The following is a 21,813-nucleotide window of genomic DNA, read 5'->3' on the forward strand; positions in this document are numbered from 1 at the left end:
AGAAACGCCGCCCCTGACCGAGGCGAGCCGCCTCTCCACAACGTGCCTGCACTGACCGCCGATGCCCCGTACGAGCTTCGCGCGCATGTTGGTGAAGTTCTGCCAGCAGCGTGCACCGACTGTCCTTTCGCCCCGCGATGCCGACCTGTTCCAGAACTGGCTGCTCGATCTCCTCGCTGCGCGCGTGCCACCGCCCCTGACGGAGCGCGACTATGACTGGCACGCGATCGCTCACGCCTATGATGTGGATCACACCGATCTGCAGCGCGCCTGCCGTGTGCTCGCGCCTGGCCTTGATGCCTTACGTCGTGAGTTGGCGCGCCGCGGCCACGTCACGGTGAAGCGTGCCGCGGCGCGCCGGGCACCGTCCGGCTCCAAACGGGGCGCGCTCCATCGTGATGCCGACCGCCTAGAAGCTACGCCGCGTCGACGCGGTCCGCGTGCGAAGCCCATCATCGAGTTCCCCGAAAGCGACGGCCGGCCTTGGACGGACCCGCCCTCATTCGCCGATGCGCTCGATCTTCACATGCGCCGCCATGGCGACACCGCGAAGCATCTCGCCCGTGTCCTTGAGGCGAGCGCGACCCAGGTCGATGCGACGGCACTCAATCTGTGGCGCCGCGGCGTGAAGGTGCCGCGCTCCTCCCGAAGTCTCGCAGCGCTGGAGCTTATCGAGCGGCGCTACCGTCTGCCGCTGGGCTACTTCCGATCCAAGTTGCCGAACGGAGACCGCTGCACGTCGGCAGGGACCATTGCCGGCGTCAGCCGAGCCGAGCGACGACGCCTCGCCTGGCATCTACCGCATGATTTTGATCGACGCCCGTTGAAGGAGCGGGAGGAGATCCTTGAGTGGGTGCAGCGCGTGGTGATCACGGGAACGACCGACTATCGGCGCTTCCAGGCTGCCGCCATGAAGCAGCGCTACTCGATCCGCTTTCCGGGCCTGCTCGACCAATCCTCCCGGCCGCGCGGGCTCTATCGGTTTTGCCGGGAGGAGGATGGATCGCTGCCGGATCCGGACTTGGCAAGCGCGGCGCTCGATGCGCCGCCCCAGCTAACTGAGGAGATGGCCGATCTCGTCCGGTTCAAGACGGCGACATTGACCGCCTTCGGCTATCAGCGCAACGGTGTCTGGGGTGAGGAGACGGCATCCCAGAAGGTCGAACATCTCGGTCTGATGTTCGGTGCGCTGGCAGCTTCACCCAGCGGCGCGGTCCATGGCTTCGGGGTGCCGCTGGAGAATCTGAGTTTCAGTCTGCTGGTCTTCCCGATCGTGTGGGACTGGTACATCCAATGGCGCGAGCGTCGACGCGGCTTCTACACCGCATGGGAAGTCGACATGCTGCGCATCGCTGCCGCGCTCACCCGCGCCGAGACAGGCTGGCTGCGGCAGAACCCGCAGTTGGCGGAACGCATCCGCCCCATTCCTAATCTGATCACCGAGCGCGACGTTGCCGCCGCCCGTGCTGACTGGGACGCGGCCTGCGAGCAGATGCATCGCCATGGCCTCGCCCGCGCACGGGAGGTGCAGCGCGTGGCCCGCATCCACCGTGATCCCTTCGAGCCGATCATGGTGGTGCTGGAGGCGGACAGCCCGGTCGCCGAGTATCGCAAAATCACCGAGGAGATCCTGCGGCTGATGCCGGACGAGAAGCGCTACCCGCGCGCTGCGGCCGAGGCGGTGCGGGCTTTCCTCATGCTGCGGCTCGGCCTGCATCTCGGACTCCGCCAGAAGAACCTGCGTCAGCTCCTCGTCTGTCCGCGCGGCCGGCTGCCGACCTCGGAGCGCCGCCTCACGGAGATGAAACGTGGCGAGTTGCGCTGGAGCGAGCGCGACCAGGGATGGGAGGTTCTTATCCCCTCCGTCGCCTTCAAGAACGCGAACTCATCCTTCTTCGGCAGCAAGCCGTTCCGGCTGATCCTGCCGGACCTCGGCGGCCTCTATCACTATCTGGAGGCCTATATCGACCGGCACCAGCGTGTGCTGCTGAAACATGCTGCCGATCCGGGCACGCTGTTCGTCAAGACGGTGAAGCTGACCAGCAAGGATGCCGCGTACTGCCAGAACACCTTCTACGAGGCCTGGCGCCTGGCGATCCAGCGCTATGGCATCCACAACCCCTATACCGGCCGCGGTGCCATCAAGGGCCTGCTCCCGCACGGCCCGCACAATGTCCGGGACGTGCTTGCGACGCACATCCTCAAGAAGACCGGCTCCTATGAGCAGGCGAGCTACGCCATCCAGGACACCCCAGAGATGGTCGCCAAGCACTACGGCCGCTTCCTGCCCCAGGACAAGGCGGCCCTCGCGGCGCAGATTCTCAACAAGGTGTGGGAGGCGGCGTGAGGGTGGAACGCCCCATGCGCGAATCTCACGCCGCCCGCTCTGCGCGATGGCGTATTCTCTCATGCGCAACCCGCTCCCGCAGCAATGTAGAGGCGGACAGCGCCGAGCGGCGCGGAATGATAAGCCGCCCATTCGGGACAGAAACGGTGGATCCGACGCCCTTGCTCTGGCTACGGCGTTTGTAACATCTCAGACAAGGCGTCCCATTTGTACGCGATGGCGTCCTATTCGCCGCACGACTGTCGTTTGGGGCTTTCCCATGCGCTCCGATAGGTCTTCGGTCATTCCCGGACCTTTCCGGCACCGATTTCTCGGACGCAATGACTCTCAAGCGGCACAGGAACAACCCCAAGGCATTCGGACCGATAGCCGGACAGGAGACGGCGCTGGCCCGCGCCAAAAGTGCTGAAGAGGCGGTTCTGACTCTCGCCCGGATCATCGGTCGCCAGATCGCCCGCGAGCAGTTTGATCGGTACACCGCGTTGGAGCGGAGGGTGCGGAGGAAACGGTCGACGGATGAAGAGGTGTAATTCCAGCTTTGCTCATAGACAAATTATACGTATAATTCTGGCATTCGATATGAAAGGATGCCTGCCATGGCGAGAGTCGGCTCCCTCGAATTCCAGCGTAAGTTCGGCGAGTTCCAGCATCAGGCCCAGCGCGAGCCGGTGGAGATCACGCGGCACGGACGCCGCGAGTTCGTGCTGATGTCGGCTGACCATTATGACTGGCTTCGGGCCGCCGCGCAGCGAACCCACCGCACGGCCGCCGCCATCGATGTGGTAATCGACGCGGTGGAGCGTGCGGAGATGGATGCCGAGCACGCGCACCTGAACGACCTGTTGAAGTAAGGCGTTCGCCGTGGCGTTTCCCGAGCCAAAGCCCGGCCTTATCCTCCGCTATGACTACCTCTGGACGCACGAGGCAGCTGCCGGCCGCGATCAAGGCAAGGATCGCCCGACCTGCCTCGTCGCCGCGACCGATTCCCTTGCGCGCCCTCGCTATGTAGTGTTGCTGCCGATCACCCATACGCCGCCGTCCGGCGATACGGTGGGGATCGAGATTCCGGCGAAGGTGAAAGAGGCTATCGGCCTCGACAGCGAGCCGAGTTGGGTGATCGTATCGGAGCACAATATCGACGAATGGCCGAATAGCGGGCTGTCGCCGGTTCCTGGCAAGCCGGGTGAGTTCAGCTACGGATTCATCCCGCCAGGGCTGTTCACGAGAATCAGGGCCAGCTTCCTCGAACTGGCACGAGCCAAGAAGAGTGGTGCCGTCCGCCGCTGACCATGGAGACACGAAAGGAAGGTCGATGACCCGCGTCGCGCTCTATGCCCGCTATTCCTCAGATCATCAGCGGGAAGCCTCAATCGAAGATCAGCTTCGCCTCTGCCGGGAGCAGGCGAGACGCGACACGTGGAACGTGGTCGCCACTTACAAGGACGCAGGGATTTCCGGTTCCAGCATGATCCTGCGACCTGGCATCCAGATGCTGTTGCAGGACGCGCAGGCGGGACAATTCGATGTGGTGATGGCCGAGGCGCTGGACCGCATCAGCCGCGACCAGGCCGATATAGCGACGCTGTTCAAGCACCTCAAATTCGCCGGGGTGCCGATCGTCACATTGGCCGAAGGCGAGATCAGCGAATTGCACGTCGGCCTGAAGGGCACGATGAACGCGCTTTTCCTCAAGGACCTTGCCGCCAAGACGCATCGCGGCCTCCGTGGTCGCATCGAGGACGGCAAGTCGGGCGGTGGGCTCTGCTACGGCTATAGGGTGGTGAAGAAGCTCGACACACACGGCAATCCCGTTCGGGGAGACCGTGAGATCGACGAGGTCGAAGCCAATATTGTTCGACGTGTGTTTCGCGAGTTCGCGGATGGTGTAGGTCCGCGCACAATTGCGCGCCGACTGAACGAGGAGGGCATACCCGGCCCGAGCGGCAAACTGTGGAGCGACACAACAATCCGCGGTCACGTCAAGCGCGGAACCGGCCTCGTGAACAATGAGCTTTATGTCGGCCGCTTGCTCTGGAACCGGCTTCGATATGTCAAAGACCCGTCAACCGGGAAGCGCGTCTCGCGAATGAATCCGCGCTCGGAGTGGATCGTCAAGGACGTCCCCGAGCTCCGCATCGTCGACAACGAGCTGTGGCAAGCCGTGCGCGAGCGGCAAGGCGAGATCAACGAGAAGTACGTGAATGTCACCGAGGCGATCCGTGATCACCATACCAAGAATCGACTGAACGGGGGACGCCGGCCGAAATCGTTGCTCTCGGGGCTGATATTCTGCGGCTGCTGTGGTGGCCCATACTCGATGCGCGGATCCGACCGCTTCGCCTGCTCAAACCACATCAGCAAGGGTAGCTGCTCCAACAGCCGGACTATCCCACGCGAGGAGTTGGAGCGCCGCGTGCTGGCCGGTCTCAAAGGCCGGATGATGGCACCTGAGGTCGCGGCAGAGGCGATGCGTGCTTATGCCGAAGAGACGAACCGGCTCAATCGGGAACGCCGCTCGAATGGCGACGCCTGGAAAGCAGAGCTGGTCAAGGTGGAGAAGCAGATCAGGGGCATCATCGAGGCCATCAAGGCTGGAATGTTCCACGAGAGCATGAAGGCTGAGATGGACGCGTTGGAGGCCCGAAAGAAGGAGCTTTCAGCGCTACTGGTCGATGTTCCCAACGACGTGCCGGACATGCTGGCGAGGGCCGCGGTCATCTATGCGAGCAAGGTGGCGACGCTGACCCACGCGCTGAATCGGCCAGAGGAGAGGCCTCAGGCAGCGGAGGCCTTGCGGATGCTGATCGAGCGGATCGTGCTCACGCCCGGCAATGAACGAGGCGAGATGTTCGCGGCGCTGCACGGCGAACTGCGCACCATCCTCGAATGGACCGAGCGCCAGGCCATCGGAAAGACCGGTAAAACAACAAAACCCGCAGCCGAGGCTGCGGGTTTGTCGGTATCAGTGGTTGCGGGGGCAGGATTTGAACCTGCGGCCTTCAGGTTATGAGCCTGACGAGCTACCGGGCTGCTCCACCCCGCGTCAGAGGTCGGCTGGAAGCGCACTGGCGTCCGGCGACGGCGGGTATCTAGCAATCCTCATGGCCAAATGAAAGGGCTCGGCGCTATTTTTTGTCACCTGATCGTCGCGCGGCGGCGGCACATGGCCGTCAACTCACCGCTGGAAAAGGGAAATTGCCGTGTCCGAGACAAATGAAACTTTTCCGGGGAAGGTGGCGGGTGGCACCGCCGGGGCTGGGGATTCGCGCTCGCCCATGCTCGGCGGCGTGCTGCTTCTGGCGGTGGAGGAGGCCGGTTCGGCGCTCGAAACCGGGCAGGGCGACGGCGCGGTGCATGATCTGCGCAAGGCGTTCAAGCGCATGCGGGCGCTGCTGCGGCTGGTTCGCGGCGCACATTCCGGCGATGCGCGCCGGCTGCGCGAGGAACTGGGTGACGGCGCCCGCGCGCTGTCCGCCTCCCGCGATCAGGCGGCGCAGTGCGAGGCGCTGGACGATCTGGTGGCCAAGGCCGGGCTGAAGCCGCAATGGCGCGATGAGGCGCTGCGCGCGCTGGCGGCGCCGGAAGCGGCGCCGGCGGCGGAGCCCGGGCTCGACGCGCAGCGCGAGCGGCTCGGCGCGCTGGTGGCGTCCTGCCGGGCGGCGGGCGCGCTGCTCGGCGAGGTCAGGCTCGACAGGGCGCTGCTCGGTGCGATCCTTGCGGACTATGCCAGGGCGCGCGGCCGCGGGCGCCATGTCGATGCCGGCGACGCCGAGGAACTGCACGAGCTGCGCAAGGCGGTGATCGCCCATCGCTTCCACATGGAACTGCTGACCCCGCTCTGGCCGGTGATGGGCCGCGCGCGGGAAGGCGAGTTGCATCGGCTGCGCGAGAAGCTCGGCAAGCATCACGATCTTGCCGCGGTGCTGCTGCGCCTCGCCGAACTGCCGCGCGAGGTCGCCGACAGCGACTGGCATGCGCCGGTCGTCGCGGCGGCGCGGGCGCGGCAGGAGAAGCTCACCCGTTCCGCGCTGCGGCTGCACGCCCGGCTGTTCGCCGAAAAGCCGGAGGCGTTCCGCCGGCGCCATGCCGCCTATATGAAAGCTATGTCAGATGGGGAATAACTAACCCCCTTTAGCGGGAACGGGATTGGCCGATGTTCGTCCGGCAGATGCACTATCTGGTCGCGCTGGCGCGCGAGAAGCATTTCGGGCGCGCGGCCGAGGCCTGCCACGTCTCGCAGCCGACGCTGTCGGCCGGCATCCGCAAGCTGGAGCAGGAGCTCGGCCTGCCGATCGTGGTGCGCGGCCATCGCTTCCTCGGCTTCACGGCGGAGGGCGAGCGCGTGCTCGGCTGGGCGCGGCAGATCGCGGCGGATTATGACAGCCTGCGCCAGGAGCGGGCCGACACCGGCGGCGCTCTGTCCGGTACGCTCCGGGTCGGGGCGATCCCGGCGGTCACGGCGGCGGCACCGGCGCTGCTGGCCCCGTTCATCGCGCGTCACCCGCAGGTGAAGGTGCAGATGCTCACGCTCACTTCGGCGGCGATCCAGCGCGGGCTGGACGAACTCGAACTCGATGCCGGCATCACCTATCTCGAGAACGAGCCGCTGAACCGGGTGCGCCGGGTCGATCTCTATCTGGAGCGCTACGTCTTCGTCACCCGCGCCGACGATCCGCTGTCGCGCCGGCGCAGCCTCAGCTGGGCGGAGGCCGCGACCGCGCCGCTGTGCCTGCTGACGCCGGACATGCAGAACCGGCGCATCATCGACCACGCGATGCGTGAGGCCGGCGCCAGCGTGCAGCCGGCGATCGAGACCAATTCGTTCATGGGCATCTGGGCCTTCGTGCGGCGCGGGCCGTGGACCAGCATCGTGCCGGAGGCGAGCTTCCGGGGGCTCGGCCCGGGCAGCGATCTTGCCGGGATTCCGCTGGTCGAGCCGGTCGAGGTGCAGCCGATCGGCCTTGTCCTGTCGGAGCGGGACCCGCTGCCGCCGGTAGCCGGCGCGCTCCTGAAGCTGGCGCGCAGCCCGGGCGGAACGCTGTTCGGATGAGCGTTGTTTTGATCAAGAATTTTTCTTAAATACGGACATTCGATTTCTTTCGTCTATCAATCGTTTCCCCCTTTCAATTTGAGCCCGGCGCGCCAGCCGGTCACAGTGGCGATGTCGGCGGCGAAGCGCGGGTGAACGAACCGCAGGCCGCCGGCGCGGAGGACGTCCGGCGGCACCGCCTCGCGAGCAGAGGGCGGGCCCGGATCGCGAGCGACGACACCGAAGCCCGTACAGCCAGCCGCGCAGCCGCGGCGGGAGCGTCCCCGCTCAACCTGAAACGAGGAGATGCCGCGATGGCCAAGATTCTGTGCGTTCTGTACGACGATCCGATCGACGGTTACCCCACGACCTATGCCCGGGACGACCTGCCGAAGATCGAGCACTATCCCGGCGGGCAGACCCTGCCGACCCCCAAGGCGATCGACTTCGTGCCCGGCACCCTGCTCGGCAGCGTTTCCGGCGAGCTCGGCCTGCGCACCTATCTCGAAGCGGGCGGCCACACTCTGGTGGTGACCTCCGACAAGGACGGCCCGGATTCGGTGTTCGAGAAAGAGCTGGTCGACGCCGACGTCGTGATCTCCCAGCCGTTCTGGCCGGCCTATCTCACGCCCGAGCGCATCGCCAAGGCGAAGAACCTCAAGCTCGCGCTCACCGCCGGCATCGGCTCGGATCACGTCGACCTGCAGGCCGCCATGGAGCGCAACATCACGGTGGCCGAGGTCACCTATTGCAACTCGATCAGCGTCGCCGAGCATGTGGTGATGATGATCCTGGGGCTGGTGCGCAATTACATCCCGTCCCATGACTGGGCGCGCAAGGGTGGCTGGAACATCGCAGACTGCGTGGCGCATTCCTACGATCTGGAGGCGATGAGCGTCGGCACCGTCGCCGCCGGCCGTATCGGCCTCGCCGTGCTGCGCCGCCTCGCGCCGTTCGACGTGAAGCTGCACTACACCGACCGCCACCGCCTGCCGGAAGCGGAGGAGAAGGAGTTGAACCTCACCTGGCACGCCTCGCGCGAGGAGATGTATCCCCATTGCGACGTGGTGACGCTGAACTGCCCGCTGCACCCCGAAACCGAGCACATGATCAATGACGAGACGCTGAAGCTGTTCAAGCGCGGCGCCTACATCGTCAACACCGCGCGCGGCAAGCTGTGCGACCGCGATGCCATCGCCCGCGCGATCGAGAGCGGACAGCTCGCCGGCTATGCCGGAGACGTGTGGTTCCCGCAGCCCGCGCCCAAGGATCACCCCTGGCGCACCATGAAGTGGAACGGCATGACGCCGCATATTTCCGGCACCTCGCTGACCGCCCAGACCCGTTACGCCGCGGGCACGCGCGAGATCCTCGAATGCTTCTTCGAGGGCCGGCCGATCCGCGACGAGTACCTGATCGTGCAGGGCGGCGGCCTCGCCGGCACCGGCGCGCATTCCTATTCGAAGGGCAATGCCACGGGCGGCTCGGAAGAGGCGGTGAAGTTCCGCAAGGCGAGCTGATGCGCCAGCAGGGGACGCCGCCCGCGCGGTGATTCCCTGCCCCCGTCACCGGGCCGCGCCACCTCTCCCGGCGCGTCCCGGCCCGGCGACCTTCAGAGCGCTCCCATTTGGGAGCGTTTTTTCTGAGTGCCGCGACGCCTGGTCGCTATTGGCCGTTCGATTGCGCCGGACGGCGTGCTTGATGCTTTCGAAGCGGGTAGGGCGATGCTACCCAAGACGACGGGTCCGTCGACGAGCGGGCGGCATCAGGCAGAAAAGAGCGAGCGGCATGAGCAACCTGGCCTATTACATCGTCGCCATCCTGATCGGATCGGCTGTCGGCGTGGTCGGCACGGCGTTTCATCTCGGCGTCGAGGCGGCGCTGGGGTGGCCGGCCCTGCTGCGCGAAAGCACCACTCTGGAGGGGCCCTATCTTCTGGCGGCCGGAGCGGGGCTCGCGGCGTTTTGCATGGTCTTGTCCGTGTGGCTGGTGCGGCGTTTCGCGCCGGAAGCCGCCGGCTCGGGCGTGCAGGAAATCGAGGGCGCGATGGCCGGAATGCGCGTGGTGCGCTGGCATCGCGTGCTGCCGGTGAAATTCGTCGGCGGCCTGCTGGCGCTCGGCTCGGGGCTCGTGGCCGGTCGCGAAGGGCCGACCATCCATATGGGCGCCTCGATCGCCAAGGCCGCCGCGGACTGGCAGCGCTATACCGGCGCCGACATGCATGGCCTGCTCGCGGCCGGCGGCGCCGCCGGCCTTGCCGCCGCGTTCAATGCGCCGTTGGCGGCGATCCTGTTCGTGATCGAGGAAACCCGCCGCCAGTTTCCCTATAGCGGGCGCACCTATGCGGCGGTCAGCCTCGCCTGCGCGATGAGCGGCATCGTCACCACCGCGCTTTCGGGAGCGGTTCCCTACATGATGATGCCGGTGGTGGAGGTGCCGCTGGCGCAGCTTCCGGTGTTCGCGGTGATGGGGCTGATCCTCGGCATCGCCGGCGTGGGGTTCAACCACGGGCTGATCTGGTCGCTCGATCAGGCGCGACGTTTCGGGCTGCGCCTGTCGTTCTACACCCTTCCGGCCCTGGTCGGCCTCGTCATCGGCGCGCTGATGTTCCTGCGGCCGGAGGCGACGCAGGGCGGCGAATTGCTGGCGGTGCAGCTCACCAAGGAGAACCTGCCGCTGGTGGTGCTCGCCTTCATCGTGGTGATCCGCTTCGTGATGACCATGGCGAGCTACAGCGCAGGCACGCCGGGCGGCATCTTTGCGCCCATCCTCGCGCTCGCCACCACGATTGGCCTGCTCTATGGCACCGCGCTCAATGTGGTGATGCCGCTGCCGGACGGCATGGTCACGGCGCTGGCGGTGGCGGCGATGGGCGGGCTGTTCGCCTCCACCATTGGCGCGCCGCTGGTCGGCATGGTGCTGGTGGCGGAACTGACCGGTGCCTACACCGTGCTGCTGCCGGTGATCGTCACCACGCTGGTCTCGAACATCGTGGCGCAGGCGCTTGGCGGGCGGCCGATCTACGAGGTGCTGCTGGAGCGCACCCTGGCGCTTGAGGCGCAATCCTCGGGAATGGCCGAAGCCGCCTCCAACGTGCCGCCCACCCAGAGCTAGCCGCGCCTGCCTGGGGCGCATGGTATCCTGCGGGGTCGTGATCCCTAAATATACAAATCTAGAATGTTCAATTTCATAAAAAACACGATAATATGACAATATAGCATTCTCCCGTCGTGCGACGTATATTGCGGGGGAATGGCTTCGCCTGTATGAGCGAACGCCTTTGGCGGCGCGACAGGGACGGCGCAAGCAGCATGACGACGGACGGGACCGACCGGCAGGACCTCCTGCCATTCGTGGAACTGGCTCTCAGGGCCGGCGAGGTGATCCTCGACGTCTACGCCACCGATTTCGTCGCCCGCGCCAAGGCCGATGCCTCGCCGGTGACCGAGGCCGATGTGGGCGCCGAGGCGGTGATCCTCGAAGGGCTACGCCGTCTTGCCCCCGGCATCCCGGTGGTTGCCGAGGAGGAAGCCGCCGCCGGGCGCCTTCCCGCCATCGGCGACGTGTTCTTCCTGGTCGATCCGCTGGACGGCACGCGCGAATTTCTCGCCCGCAATGGTGAGTTCACGGTGAACATCGCGCTGGTGCGCGGCGGGGTGCCGGTGCTGGGCGTGGTCTATGCGCCCGCGCTCGGCGTGCTGTATGGCGGGGCGGATGGCCGCGCCTTCAAGGCGAGCGTCGCCGGCACCTCGCTCGGCGCCATCGTGCCGATTTCGGTGCGCCCGGCCGCGGAGCCGGTCGCGGCGATCGGCAGCCGCTCGCACGGCGCGCTAGCCGCCGCCGAATGGCTGGCGCGCTTTCCGTCCTGTTCCTTTCTCAGCGCGGGTTCCTCGCTGAAGTTCTGCCTGGTCGCCGAGGGCGCCGCCGATGTCTATCCGCGGCTCGGCCGCACCATGGAATGGGACACGGCGGCCGGCGACGCGGTGCTGCGCGCGGCCGGCGGCGTGGTGGCCACGCTGGAGGGCACCCCGCTCGCCTATGGCAAGCGCGGGCAGGCCCATGACGTTGATTTCGCCAATCCGCATTTCGTCGCCTATGGCGACACGCGCCTCGTCAAAGGCGCCGCGGTTGTCGACGGGAAGAGGTGAGTAGCGTGTCGGCTGATCGTATGACCCATCTGCGCCGCCTTGAGGCGGAATCGATCTTCATCATCCGGGAGGTCGCGGCCGAGTTCAAAAACCCGGTCATGCTCTATTCCATCGGCAAGGATTCCGCCGTGATGCTGCATCTGGCGGCCAAGGCGTTCTATCCGTCCAAGCCGCCCTTCCCGCTGATGCACATCGATACGACGTGGAAGTTCCGCGAGATGATCGCGTTCCGCGACCGCATGGCGCGCGAGCTTGGCTTCGATCTGATCGTCCATTCCAATCAGGCGGGGCTCGCGCAGGGCATCAACCCGTTCGACCACGGCTCCTCGCTCTACACCAATGTGATGAAGACCGAGGCGCTGAAGGAGGCGCTGACGCTCCACGGCTTCGACGCCGCCTTCGGCGGGGCGCGGCGCGACGAGGAGAAGAGCCGCGCCAAGGAGCGCGTGTTCTCCTTCCGCACCCAGAGCCATGCCTGGGACCCCAAGAGCCAGCGCCCGGAGCTGTGGAACCTCTACAACACGCGGGTGAAGCCCGGCGAATCCATCCGCGTCTTCCCGCTCTCGAACTGGACCGAGCTCGACATCTGGCAATACATCCTCGCCGAGCGCATCCCGATCGTGCCGCTCTATTTCGCCGCCCAGCGCCCGGTGGTGTGGCGCGGCGGGCAGATGATCATGGTCGACGACGCGCGCATGCCGCTGCATCCCGGCGAGACGCCGGAGATGCGCCAGGTCCGCTTCCGCACGCTCGGCTGCTACCCGCTCACCGCCGCGATCGACAGCGACGCCACCACGCTTGAGGACATCGTGCGTGAGATGCTGATCGCCCGCACTTCCGAGCGCGCCGGCCGCCTGATCGACCATGACGAGGCCGCTTCCATGGAAATGAAGAAGCGCGAGGGATATTTCTGATGAACGCGCTCGCGGAAGCCGCCAACGTCGCCGACTATCTCAGCCAGCAGGAGCACAAGAGCCTGCTGCGCTTCCTCACCTGCGGCAGCGTGGACGACGGCAAGTCCACCCTGATCGGGCGGCTGCTCTACGACACCAAGCTGCTGTTCGAGGACCAGCTCGCCACGCTCTCCAGCGATTCCCGCAAATACGGCACGGCGGGCGAGGATCTCGACTTCGCGCTGCTGGTCGACGGGCTCGCCGCCGAGCGCGAGCAGGGCATCACCATCGATGTCGCCTACCGCTTCTTCGCCACCGACAGGCGCAAGTTCATCGTCGCGGATACGCCCGGCCACGAGCAGTACACCCGTAACATGGCGACCGGGGCCTCGAATTCCGACCTCGCCGTCATTCTGGTGGACGCCCGGCAGGGCATCCTCACCCAGACCCGGCGCCATTCCTTCATCGCCTCGCTGCTCGGCATCCGCCATGTCGTGCTGGCGGTGAACAAGATCGATCTGGTCGGCTATTCGCAGGAGGCGTTCGACAAGATCGTCGCGGAATATCGGGCGTTTGCCCGCGACCTGAAGTTCGAGAGCTTCCTCGCCGTGCCGCTCTCGGCGCGCTTCGGCGACAACATGCTCAAGCGCAGCGAGCACACGCCCTGGTACACCGGGCCGACGCTGGTGGAGCATCTGGAGACCGTGGCGGTGGAGGATGACGCGCTGGCGCGTCCGTTCCGCCTGCCGGTGCAATGGGTCAACCGGCCCAATCTCGATTTCCGCGGCTTTTCCGGCACGGTGGCCAGCGGCACGGTGCGGCCGGGCGATGCCATCGCGGTCGCCGCCTCCGGGCGTACCAGCCGTGTGCGCTCCATCGTCACCAAGGACGGCAATCTGCGGCAGGCGCAGGCCGGCGAGGCCGTCACGCTGGTGCTGGAGGACGAGGTCGACATCTCGCGCGGCGACATCATCGCCGCCGCCGACGAGCGGCCCGAAGTCTCCGACCAGTTCGCGGCGCATGTCATCTGGATGCAGGACGAGCCGCTGCTGCCCGGCCGGCCCTATCTCATCAAGATCGGCACCCGCACGGTGAGCGCCAGCATCACCGCGATCAAGCACAAGGTGGACGTCAACAGCTTCGAGCAGCAGCCGGCCGACCGGCTGGCGCTCAACGAGGTCGGCGTGGTGCATCTGGCCACCCAGCACCCGATCGCCTTCGACCCGTTCGACCGCAACCCGCAGACCGGGGCGTTCATCGTCATCGACCGCATGAGCAATCTGACGGTCGGTGCCGGCATGATCGAGGCCGGGCTGCGCCGCGCCACCAATATTCACTGGCAGGCGCTGGAGGTCTCCAAGGCCTCGCGCGCCGATCTCAAGCAGCAGAAGCCGGTGGTGCTGTGGTTCACCGGCCTGTCGGGCTCCGGCAAGTCGACCGTCGCCAATCTGGTCGAGAAGAAGCTGCAATCGCTGGCGCGCCACACCTATCTGCTCGACGGCGACAATATCCGCCACGGGCTGAGCCGGGATCTCGGCTTCTCCGAGGCCGACCGGGTGGAGAACATCCGCCGGGTGGGACAGGTGGCGAAGCTGTTCGTGGACGCCGGCGTGATCGTCATCGCCTCGCTGATCTCGCCGTTCCGTGCCGAGCGGCAGCTGGCGCGCGAGATGGTGGAGGAGGGCGAGTTCATCGAGGTCTTCATGGACACGCCGCTCGCCATTGCCGAGGCCCGCGATCCCAAGGGGCTGTACAAGCGGGCCCGCGAGGGGGAGATTCGCAATTTCACCGGGATCGACAGCCCCTATGAGGCGCCGGAAGCCCCGGAAATCCACCTGCACGGCGCCGAGCGCACGGCGGAGGAGATGGCGGAGGACATCGTCGCCTATCTCGCCGGCCACGGCTATCTCGAAGCCCGGCACACCGATGTCTGGAGCGAGGGCATCGGCATCTGACGCCGCCGCCGGGCCGGGCGGGCTTTCAGGCTGCGCGCGGCTCGACCTCGACCGTGACATGGGAGAGGTCGCCAATATGGGCGAGCTTTGCCCGGTAATGCGCCGGCGGGCGCGGGGTGGCGCTGCGCAGCGCGACGATGGCGCCGTGGTGCCCCGGCCCGAGCTGCCAGACATGCAGGTCGGTGATCTCGTCGCCGTCCACCTCGACCGCCGCGCGGATTTCGTCGGGCAGGTCCTCGCCCGGCGGCAGGTAGTCGATCAGCACCCCGCCGGCCTCGCGGATCAGGCTCCACGACCAGCGCGCGATGATGGCCGCGCCGAGCAGGCCGATGGCGGGATCGAGCCACAGCCAGCCGTAAAGGCTACCCAGCGCCAGCGCGGCGATGGCGAGCACCGAGGTCAGCGCGTCCGCCAGCACATGGAGATAGGCCGCGCGCAGGTTCAGGTCGCGCCCGGCCTCGTGATCATGGTCGTGGTCGTGTGCATGATCGTGTGCATGCCCGTGCCCGTGCCCATGATGATGATGGCCATGGTCGTCGCGCAGCAGCCACGCGCAGGCGAGGTTGACGGCAAGGCCCAGCACCGCCACCGCGATCGCCTGCGGGAAGTCGATGGAGACCGGGCTGGCGAAGCGCTGCAGGCTCTCCCAGCCGATCAGCAGCGCGACCAGCGCCAGCACCACGGCGCTGGCGAAGCCCGCGAGGTCGCCAAGCTTGCCGGTGCCGAAGGTGAAGCGCGGATCGCCGGCATGGCGGCGGGCATAGAGATAGGCCAGCGCCGCGATCAGCAGCGCGCCGGCATGGGTCGCCATGTGCCAGCCATCGGCCACCAGCGCCATCGAGCCGTACAGCGTTCCCGCCGCGATCTCGCCGATCATCATCGCGGCGGTCAGCGCGATCACCAGCCAGGTGCGGCGCTCGTTGCGGGCATGGTCGGCGCCGAGGAAGACATGGGCGTGCGGGCTCGACAGGCGCGGCTTCTCGCTCATTTCATGTAGGTCCTGATCACCTCGACGAGTTGCGCCGCGCCTTCCTCGCGCGCCGCCCCATCGGCATGCACCACATGCTCGTGAATATGGTCCTCGATCAGTTCGGCGGTCAGCCCGTTCACGGCGCCGCGCACCGAGGCGACCTGGTTGAGGATCTGCGCGCAGGGCGCCTCATTCTCCAGCGCGCGCTCGATCGCCTCCATCTGGCCCTTGAGCCGGCGGACGCGGGCGAGCAGCTTCGCCTTCTGGCGGATGGTGTGGCTCATAGGATAGGGGTGTACCCTATATTGGTCACGCGCTCAACGCCCCGAAACCGCCCCCGCGAGGGCGGCGGGGCGCGGAGGCGTCACATGCCCATGCGCGCGCGGCGTGCGCCCACCCAGCGCCCGATCATGCGGTCGGCGAAGATGCCGAGAAAGGCGATGGCCAGCCCGGCCGAGAGGCCCTTGCCGGGATCGGCTTGGCTGATCGCGACCTGGATCTGCTTGCCCAGATCATTGGTACCGACGAAGGACGACACCACCAGCATGGACAGCGCCATCATGATCACCTGGTTCACGCCCAGCATGATTTCCGGCAGCGCATAGGGTAGCTGCACCTTGGCCAGACGCTGCGCGCCGGTGCAGCCGGCCATGGTGCCGGCCTCGTTCAGGTTCGCCGGCACGCCGCGCAGGCCGTGATCGGTGAAGCGGATCGCCGGGACCATGGCGTAGAGCACGATGGCGACCAGCGCCGAGACGTCGCCGATGCGGAACAGCATCACCACCGGCAGCAGATAGACGAAGGAGGGCAGGGTCTGCAGCGTGTCGCACATCGCGCCGAGGAAATTGTGCATGCGCTCCGAGCGACTGCCGAGGAAGCCGAGCGGCAGGCCGATCAGCATCGCGATTACCACCGCGATCGAGCACAGATAGATCGTGGTCATGCCGCGTTCCCACAGCCCCGCCATCGGGATGAAGGCGATCAGCGCGGCCATGCCGACCGCGAAGCGCCAGCCGCCCAGCGCCCAGGCCCCGCCCGCGACCAGCGCCAGCAGGCCAAGCCAGGGAAAGCCGATCATGAAGGTCTTCACCGGCACCAGCAGATAGATCAGCAGGAAGGTGCGGATCGCGTCGGCGGTGGAGAACAGGTTGAGGTTCACCCAGGACACCACGTCCGACCACATATTGCCGGTGGAGACGCGCCATTCATTGGGCAGGCGCTCCAGCTCGGGCACCGCGAGCGACAGCGCGGTGAAGCCGATGAGCGCGGCCATGCCGACCCAGAACAGCCGACGCCGCCGCGCCGCCGCGTCGCCATGAACCGGGCGCAGTTCCACCAGTGCCCGGCTCATGCGGTCGAGCACGATGGCCATGGCGACCACGGCGAGCCCGGCCTCCAGTCCCTTGCCGAGCCCGTTGGCCTGCCTGAGCGCGTTGAGCACGTCGAAGCCGAGGCCGCCGGCCCCGATCATCGCGGCGATGATGATCATGTTGAGCGTGAGCATGATCACCTGGTTGACGCCCACCAGCAGCCCGTCGCGGGCGGAGGGCACCAGCACCTTCCACAGCGACTGGCGCGGCTCGCAGCCGGTCATGCGCGCGAGTTCCTCCAGCTCCGGCGGCACGCGCTTCAAGGCCATCATGGTGACGCGCACCATGGGCGGCATGGCATAGAGAATGGTGGCCAGCATGCCCGAGACCGGGCCGACGCCCACCAGAAACACCAGCGGCACCAGATAGGCGAAGGTCGGCACGGTCTGCATGAAATCCAGCATCGCCACCACCGCGCCCTCGATGCGCGGCACGCGATAGGCGAGGATGCCGAGCCCGATGCCGCCGGCGACGCCCACCGCCACGGCGAGGATGACCTGGGAGAGCGTGACCATCGCGCTGTCCCATTGCCCGAACAGCGCGATATAGCCGAAGCCGATGAAGCCGAGCATGGCCAGGCGCCGGCCGCCCAGCAGATAGCTCCAGATCGTCACCGCCGCGATGATCCCGGCCCAGGACAGGCGCGGAATATGGCCCGCGGCGCCGTCCTCGCCGAGATTGATGCCGGTGGAGAGCAGCGCCTTCGGCACGTCCAGCGCATAGCCGAACAGGCCGGAGATGAAGCGCGTCATCTCCTTGAAGGTGAACAGGCCGAAGGTCGCGTCGCGCGCCAGCCAGTACAGGAACGCCTTCAGCCAGTCGCTGACCGGCACGATCCACGCCGACGGGTAACTCTTGGCCCAGGCGAACAGACCGGGCGCCACATAGGGCAGCAGCACGGCGAGCGCGACGGCGAGCGCCACCAGCCAGCCGGTGGAAGGGCGCGTGCGGGGCTCGGCGTCGTCGAGCGCGATGTCGCTCATCGGGCGCCTCCGACCAGAATGTCGATGACCGCCGCTTTCTCCAGCTTGCCGAGCACGGCGCCGTCGGCGTCGACCACGGCGGCGGGCGCGTCGGCGGCCATGACGATCTGAGCGACATCGGCGACGCGGCTGCGCGCGGGAACGGCCGGGCCGAGCGCCTCGCCGGGCGTGACCGGCACGCAGACGCCGCCGGCGGTCAGCACCTTGGCGCGCGCGACATGGCGGGTGAATTCCGAGACGTAGTCCGAGGCCGGGTTGAGCATCAGCTCCTCGGCGGTACCGACCTGGATGATCACGCCGTCCTTCATGATCGCGATGCGGTCGCCGAGGCGGATCGCCTCGTCGAAATCATGGGTGATGAACACGATGGTCTTGGACAGCATGCGCTGGAGCCGCAGGAACTCGTTCTGCATCTCGTGGCGGATCAGCGGGTCGAGCGCGGAGAACGGTTCGTCGAGGAACCACAGCGCCGGTTCGGCGGCGAGCGAGCGGGCGATGCCGACGCGCTGCTGCTGGCCGCCGGACAATTCGCGCGGGTAGTGCCCGGCGCGCTCGGCGAGGCCGACCAGCTCGATCACCTCCAGCGCGCGCTCCTCGCGCTCCGCCTTGCCGATGCCCTGCACCTCCAGCGGGAAGGCGACATTGCCGAGCACGGTGCGGTGCGGCAGCAGGGCGAAGTTCTGGAACACCATGCCCATCTTGTGCCGGCGCAGCTCGATCAGCTCGGCCGGCGTCATGCGCAAGAGGTTCTGGTGCTCGTAGAACACGGCGCCGGCGGTCGGCTCGACGAGGCGCGACAGGCAGCGCACCAGTGTGGATTTGCCCGAGCCCGACAGGCCCATGATGATGAAGATCTCGCCCTGGCGGATTTCCAGCGTGGCGTCGCGCACAGCGGCGAACAGTCCGGCCGCGCGGATTTCGGCGGTGGTCGCCTCGGGATGTTCGCGCAGGAACGCCTCGGCATTGGCCCCGTAGACCTTCCAGAGATTACGGCAGATCAGGGCTGCCGGCGCGTCGGCTGCGGGTGCCGCCTTGGACGGTGGGGCGGCCTCGACGGGCGCAAGCGAAACCATGGTCATCGACCCTCACGCTCAAGATCGGCAGGAAAGGCGGGGCGCCGCCACGGTTGGTGGCGGCGCGGGCCGGCGCCGGGCGCCGGGGAGGGCGGGGGAACGGGAGGCCGGCGGAACGCGGCCTCCCTCTTTGCCCGGTCTCGGTACCCGCCGGGACTCAGTACTCGCCCTTGTGCTTGGTCACATAGGCCGCGACAACCTCGTCGAGCGGCTTGCCGTCGACGTCGACTTCCTTGACCATGAGGTTCAGCTCCTTGCCGTCGACATTGAGCTTCTTCAGGACCTCATAGGCGCCGGGCCACTTCTTCTTGGTGTCGGCCGAGGTGTATTTGAAGATCTCGCCGAACGGCTTGCCGCAATCATAGGCCTTGTCGGGGTTGGTGCCCCATTTCGGGTCGGTGTAGCAGGCCGCCTCATAGGCCGGGAACTCGACCCATTCGCCCTCGAACACCGAGGGCACCCAGTGCGGCGAGTACACCCACAGGATGATCGGCGCCTTGCGCTCGTAAGCCGACTTCAGCTCGGCGAACATGGCGGCCTCGGTGCCGGCGTCGACCGCGACGAAGGGCAGGCCGAGGGCCTCGATGCGCTCGGGATCATGGCCGCCCCAGGTGGCTTCCATGCCGAGATAGCGGCCCTTGGGCGCGGTCTCGGGGGCGGAGAACGCCTCGCCGCACTTGAGCAGCGCCTTCCAGTCCGGCAGGCCGGGGCACTTCTCCTTCATATAGGCCGGGTACCACCATTCTTCCTTGGCCTTGGGGCCGAGCGGGCCGAGGCGTTCGGTCTTGCCGGTCTTGTCGGAAGCGTCCATCGCGTCCTGCGCCGTGGTCTGCCACAGCTCGGACATGAAGGTGACGTCGCCATTCTCCATGGCGGTGAGGCCGGTGAGGTAGTCGATGGTGACGTAGTCGACCTTGTAACCCTTGGCCTTCAGCAGCTCGCCCGCGACATGCGAGGTGATGTGCTGTCCGGTCCAGTCATGCAGGGCGATGATGATCGGATCCTTGGATTCCTGAGCCTGCACGGCGGCGGGCATGCCGCCGAGCAGGCCGCACACGGCGAGTGACTTGATGAGACCTTGAACGCGCATCGGCTTTTCCCCTGGGTGGTTCGCGTGAGGCGGCACGTCGAGTGAAAATGTCCTTTTGAGGAACATCTGTTTCTTCACAGGCAATAAACAGGCCAGCACTACGGTATTATGGTAAGCTCGTCCGAAGTGTGGAAGCGCGAGAGGCGATCACGGCTTCGGGTAGACGATGAAGGACAGGTAGGTGGCGGGCACGGAAACCAGATCCTCCGGCCCGTGCTCGGAGGAGGCATCGAAAAACAGCGTGTCGCCGGGCTCGAGGTCGTACACCTTGTCGGCGTGGCGATAGCCCACGCGCCCGGTCAGCATGTAGATCAGCTCCACCCCGGAATGGCGGAAGCCGGAATAGGGCGCGGCGTTCTCGGTGAGGGTGATCAGGAACGGCTCGATGGTGCGGTCCGCGCCCGGCGACTGGCCGAGCAGCTCATAGACATGGCCGGAGCGCGTGCCGCGCCGCTCGATGATCGCGCCCTGTCCGGCCTTCACCAGCGAGCATTCGCTCTGGTCGTCATAGCCGGCGAACAGCGAGGCGATCGGCACGTTCAGCGCGCCGGCAATGGCGGTGAGCGTGGCGAGCGAGGAGGAAATCTGCCCGTTCTCGATCTTGGAGATCATGCCGGGGGAAATCCGCGCCGTGGCGGCGAGTTCGGCGCTGGTGATGTCGAGGCGCTTGCGTTGCTGGCGGATCTGGGTGCCGATCACCTGCTCGATCGACAAATTGGCCGCGCGCGGCGCGTTGGAGCCGGTCGCGAGGCTCTCCGGCGCGAAGGCCGCGCCGGGTAGCGGCACCGGCGGCGAGGTGGCCGGCGGCTCGCCCGCGACCGTCTCCGCGAGGGCGCGGATCGAGGTCTGGGAGAGCCCTCTCAGGGGCATGCGCATGCCGGCCTCACCGCTTCGGCGGCAGCGAGGTCTGGCGCGGGGCGGTGCCCACGGGCAACTCCGCCCCGTCGTCGAAGCGCGAGAGCCAGGCCACCGCCATGTCGCGGTAGCGGGTCGTGCCCTTGTAGTCGGCGATCTCGGGATGCAGGTCGCGCAGCACCCGGTGCAGGCGCTTGCCCCAGATCTCGACGCGGGCGAGGTCCTCGATGCTGCACAGATAGCAGCGTATGCCGAACAGGATGGCGTTGGAGCGCGGCAGCCGGAACAGCGACTGCAACTCCACGCGCAGATGCAGCGTGCCGGCGATGTTCTCGGGCGTCAGCGTGGTGCGGTCCGGTCCCCATTGCGGGTAATTCTCCGGCGAGGTGTCGAGCCGGGGATTGACCGTCAGGGTCCAGTTGAGCCGGCGCACGGGCGCGCCGTACTGAAGGCGCAGCAGGAATTTCAGCGCGCGGTCGAACACGCCCTTCTGGTGGGCGAGCGGCACCGGGCCGTGCCACTGGTGGAAGCTCATGCCGACATCGAAGTCGAGCGACCAGTCGGCCTGCGTCGTCACCATGCCGCCGTCGATGAACAGGTTGTCGTCGCGCTGGTCCTGCAGCGTGAAGTCGCCCTGCGCCTGCCGGGTGATGTACTCGAAGGGCGGCAGCGGCAGGGTCGAGGCGTCGCCGAAGATGAAGCTGTCGCGAATGCCGAGCGGGCGGTTCTCCCAGGTCCAGGCTGTGCCCTCGCGGGTCAGGGTGAAGTGCTCGGGATAGGACGTCGCGAAGCTCTCCATGATGAGTTCCAGCGTGTCCCATTCCGCCGCCATCATGTGCGGGAGCACCTTGCAGCGGCTGGGGTCCTGCTCCAGCACCTTCGCCCGCTCGCGACACTCGGCGACATAATGCTCGTCGACATCGAACGGGTTGTCGAAGGCCGGCGATGGCCCGCCCGGCACATGCGGCTCGATGTTCACCGAGTACATGTAGGCGTCTTCCGGGAACGGGAAGGGAAAGCGCAGCACCGCCGCATCCGAGTTGGCGTAGCTGAAATCGTCGCGGAACGTCTCGTCCGGCTTGAACTGGATGGTCACGGCG

At 66.9% G+C, this 21,813-nt stretch carries 18 protein-coding genes and 1 tRNA gene; 11 read left to right on the forward strand and 8 right to left on the reverse strand.

The window, feature by feature from the left end; translation table 11 throughout:
• Positions 1–85 precede the first annotated feature (85 nt).
• From MKI84_RS20310 to MKI84_RS20325, 4 genes are all read left to right on the forward strand, one after another.
• A complete protein-coding gene (locus MKI84_RS20310; RefSeq protein ID WP_241622094.1) occupies positions 86–2,347 on the forward strand; it encodes a hypothetical protein in 2,262 nt (753 codons plus the stop codon).
• Between the two features lie 596 nt (positions 2,348–2,943).
• Positions 2,944–3,198, forward strand: coding sequence for a type II toxin-antitoxin system prevent-host-death family antitoxin (locus MKI84_RS20315; RefSeq protein ID WP_241622095.1), 255 nt, complete (start codon positions 2,944–2,946; stop codon positions 3,196–3,198).
• Between the two features lie 10 nt (positions 3,199–3,208).
• A complete protein-coding gene (locus tag MKI84_RS20320; RefSeq protein WP_241622096.1) occupies positions 3,209–3,634 on the forward strand; it encodes a hypothetical protein in 426 nt (141 codons plus the stop codon).
• 25 nt (positions 3,635–3,659) lie between these two features.
• Entirely contained in the window at positions 3,660–5,357 is a 1,698-nt protein-coding gene (locus MKI84_RS20325) for a recombinase family protein (RefSeq protein WP_241622127.1), read from the forward strand.
• On the opposite strand, the gene MKI84_RS20330 is transcribed toward MKI84_RS20325, so the two are convergent.
• Positions 5,314–5,390: transfer RNA gene (locus MKI84_RS20330), tRNA-Met, on the reverse strand. The genes MKI84_RS20325 and MKI84_RS20330 overlap by 44 nt on opposite strands.
• Positions 5,391–5,547: 157 nt before the next feature.
• Between MKI84_RS20330 and MKI84_RS20335 the strand changes: the two genes are divergently transcribed.
• The 7 genes from MKI84_RS20335 (at position 5,548) to cysN (ending at position 14,372) form a co-directional block, all read left to right on the forward strand.
• Positions 5,548–6,468: a CHAD domain-containing protein gene (locus MKI84_RS20335; protein WP_241622097.1), complete on the forward strand. Its 921-nt coding sequence runs from the start codon at positions 5,548–5,550 to the stop codon at positions 6,466–6,468.
• Between the two features lie 32 nt (positions 6,469–6,500).
• Entirely contained in the window at positions 6,501–7,397 is an 897-nt protein-coding gene (locus MKI84_RS20340) for a LysR family transcriptional regulator (protein ID WP_241622098.1), read from the forward strand.
• 293 nt (positions 7,398–7,690) lie between these two features.
• The gene (locus MKI84_RS20345; protein WP_241622099.1) at positions 7,691–8,896 is read left to right on the forward strand and encodes an NAD-dependent formate dehydrogenase; all 1,206 of its coding nucleotides are present in this window, start codon (positions 7,691–7,693) and stop codon (positions 8,894–8,896) included.
• Positions 8,897–9,077: 181 nt separating this feature from the next.
• A complete protein-coding gene (gene clcA, locus MKI84_RS20350) occupies positions 9,078–10,490 on the forward strand; it encodes a H(+)/Cl(-) exchange transporter ClcA (RefSeq protein ID WP_281063271.1) in 1,413 nt (470 codons plus the stop codon).
• A 197-nt stretch (positions 10,491–10,687) separates the two neighbouring features.
• On the forward strand, positions 10,688–11,524 hold the full coding sequence (cysQ, locus tag MKI84_RS20355; RefSeq protein WP_241622101.1) for a 3'(2'),5'-bisphosphate nucleotidase CysQ: 837 nt from the start codon (positions 10,688–10,690) through the stop codon (positions 11,522–11,524).
• Positions 11,525–11,544: 20 nt separating this feature from the next.
• Complete coding sequence (gene cysD, locus MKI84_RS20360; RefSeq protein ID WP_241622128.1) at positions 11,545–12,438, forward strand: sulfate adenylyltransferase subunit CysD; 894 nt, start codon at positions 11,545–11,547, stop codon at positions 12,436–12,438.
• Positions 12,438–14,372: a sulfate adenylyltransferase subunit CysN gene (gene cysN, locus MKI84_RS20365; protein ID WP_241622102.1), complete on the forward strand. Its 1,935-nt coding sequence runs from the start codon at positions 12,438–12,440 to the stop codon at positions 14,370–14,372. The genes cysD and cysN overlap by 1 nt, the downstream gene beginning before the upstream one ends.
• A 25-nt stretch (positions 14,373–14,397) precedes the next feature.
• Here the strand turns inward: cysN and dmeF are convergent, their stop codons facing one another.
• The 7 genes from dmeF to MKI84_RS20400 all read right to left on the reverse strand — a co-directional run bounded on the left by dmeF (position 14,398) and on the right by MKI84_RS20400 (position 21,809).
• Complete coding sequence (gene dmeF, locus MKI84_RS20370; RefSeq protein ID WP_241622103.1) at positions 14,398–15,360, reverse strand: CDF family Co(II)/Ni(II) efflux transporter DmeF; 963 nt, start codon at positions 15,358–15,360, stop codon at positions 14,398–14,400.
• A complete protein-coding gene (locus tag MKI84_RS20375) occupies positions 15,357–15,626 on the reverse strand; it encodes a metal/formaldehyde-sensitive transcriptional repressor (RefSeq protein ID WP_241622104.1) in 270 nt (89 codons plus the stop codon). Before MKI84_RS20375 ends, dmeF begins: the two co-directional genes overlap by 4 nt.
• 80 nt (positions 15,627–15,706) lie before the next feature.
• A complete protein-coding gene (locus MKI84_RS20380) occupies positions 15,707–17,695 on the reverse strand; it encodes an ABC transporter permease (protein WP_241622105.1) in 1,989 nt (662 codons plus the stop codon).
• Positions 17,692–18,768 carry a quaternary amine ABC transporter ATP-binding protein gene (locus MKI84_RS20385; protein WP_241622129.1) on the reverse strand — a complete coding sequence of 359 codons (1,077 nt, stop codon included), beginning with the start codon at positions 18,766–18,768 and terminating at the stop codon, positions 17,692–17,694. The genes MKI84_RS20380 and MKI84_RS20385 overlap by 4 nt, the downstream gene beginning before the upstream one ends.
• 157 nt (positions 18,769–18,925) lie before the next feature.
• A complete protein-coding gene (locus MKI84_RS20390; RefSeq protein WP_241622106.1) occupies positions 18,926–19,858 on the reverse strand; it encodes an ABC transporter substrate-binding protein in 933 nt (310 codons plus the stop codon).
• A 147-nt stretch (positions 19,859–20,005) separates the two neighbouring features.
• Entirely contained in the window at positions 20,006–20,734 is a 729-nt protein-coding gene (locus MKI84_RS20395) for a helix-turn-helix domain-containing protein (protein WP_241622107.1), read from the reverse strand.
• 7 nt (positions 20,735–20,741) lie between these two features.
• Positions 20,742–21,809, reverse strand: coding sequence for a heme-dependent oxidative N-demethylase family protein (locus MKI84_RS20400; protein WP_241622108.1), 1,068 nt, complete (start codon positions 21,807–21,809; stop codon positions 20,742–20,744).
• Positions 21,810–21,813 lie beyond the last annotated feature (4 nt).

Source organism: Ancylobacter gelatini, assembly GCF_022601675.1.
GTDB lineage: Bacteria > Pseudomonadota > Alphaproteobacteria > Rhizobiales > Xanthobacteraceae > Ancylobacter > Ancylobacter gelatini.

Bases quoted from the DNA above. Each gene is read 5' to 3' on its own strand.
- MKI84_RS20345 (WP_241622099.1), top strand. From the start codon at position 7,691: ATGGCCAAGATTCTGTGCGTTCTGTACGACGATCCGATCGACGGTTAC.
- clcA (WP_281063271.1), top strand. From the start codon at position 9,078: ATGCTTTCGAAGCGGGTAGGGCGATGCTACCCAAGACGACGGGTCCGT.
- MKI84_RS20385 (WP_241622129.1), bottom strand. From the start codon at position 18,768: ATGGTTTCGCTTGCGCCCGTCGAGGCCGCCCCACCGTCCAAGGCGGCA.
- cysQ (WP_241622101.1), top strand. From the start codon at position 10,688: ATGACGACGGACGGGACCGACCGGCAGGACCTCCTGCCATTCGTGGAA.
- MKI84_RS20380 (WP_241622105.1), bottom strand. From the start codon at position 17,695: ATGAGCGACATCGCGCTCGACGACGCCGAGCCCCGCACGCGCCCTTCC.
- MKI84_RS20315 (WP_241622095.1), top strand. From the start codon at position 2,944: ATGGCGAGAGTCGGCTCCCTCGAATTCCAGCGTAAGTTCGGCGAGTTC.
- MKI84_RS20325 (WP_241622127.1), top strand. From the start codon at position 3,660: ATGACCCGCGTCGCGCTCTATGCCCGCTATTCCTCAGATCATCAGCGG.
- dmeF (WP_241622103.1), bottom strand. From the start codon at position 15,360: ATGAGCGAGAAGCCGCGCCTGTCGAGCCCGCACGCCCATGTCTTCCTC.
- MKI84_RS20375 (WP_241622104.1), bottom strand. From the start codon at position 15,626: ATGAGCCACACCATCCGCCAGAAGGCGAAGCTGCTCGCCCGCGTCCGC.
- MKI84_RS20340 (WP_241622098.1), top strand. From the start codon at position 6,501: ATGTTCGTCCGGCAGATGCACTATCTGGTCGCGCTGGCGCGCGAGAAG.
- cysN (WP_241622102.1), top strand. From the start codon at position 12,438: ATGAACGCGCTCGCGGAAGCCGCCAACGTCGCCGACTATCTCAGCCAG.
- cysD (WP_241622128.1), top strand. From the start codon at position 11,545: ATGACCCATCTGCGCCGCCTTGAGGCGGAATCGATCTTCATCATCCGG.
- MKI84_RS20310 (WP_241622094.1), top strand. From the start codon at position 86: ATGTTGGTGAAGTTCTGCCAGCAGCGTGCACCGACTGTCCTTTCGCCC.
- MKI84_RS20395 (WP_241622107.1), bottom strand. From the start codon at position 20,734: ATGCGCATGCCCCTGAGAGGGCTCTCCCAGACCTCGATCCGCGCCCTC.
- MKI84_RS20390 (WP_241622106.1), bottom strand. From the start codon at position 19,858: ATGCGCGTTCAAGGTCTCATCAAGTCACTCGCCGTGTGCGGCCTGCTC.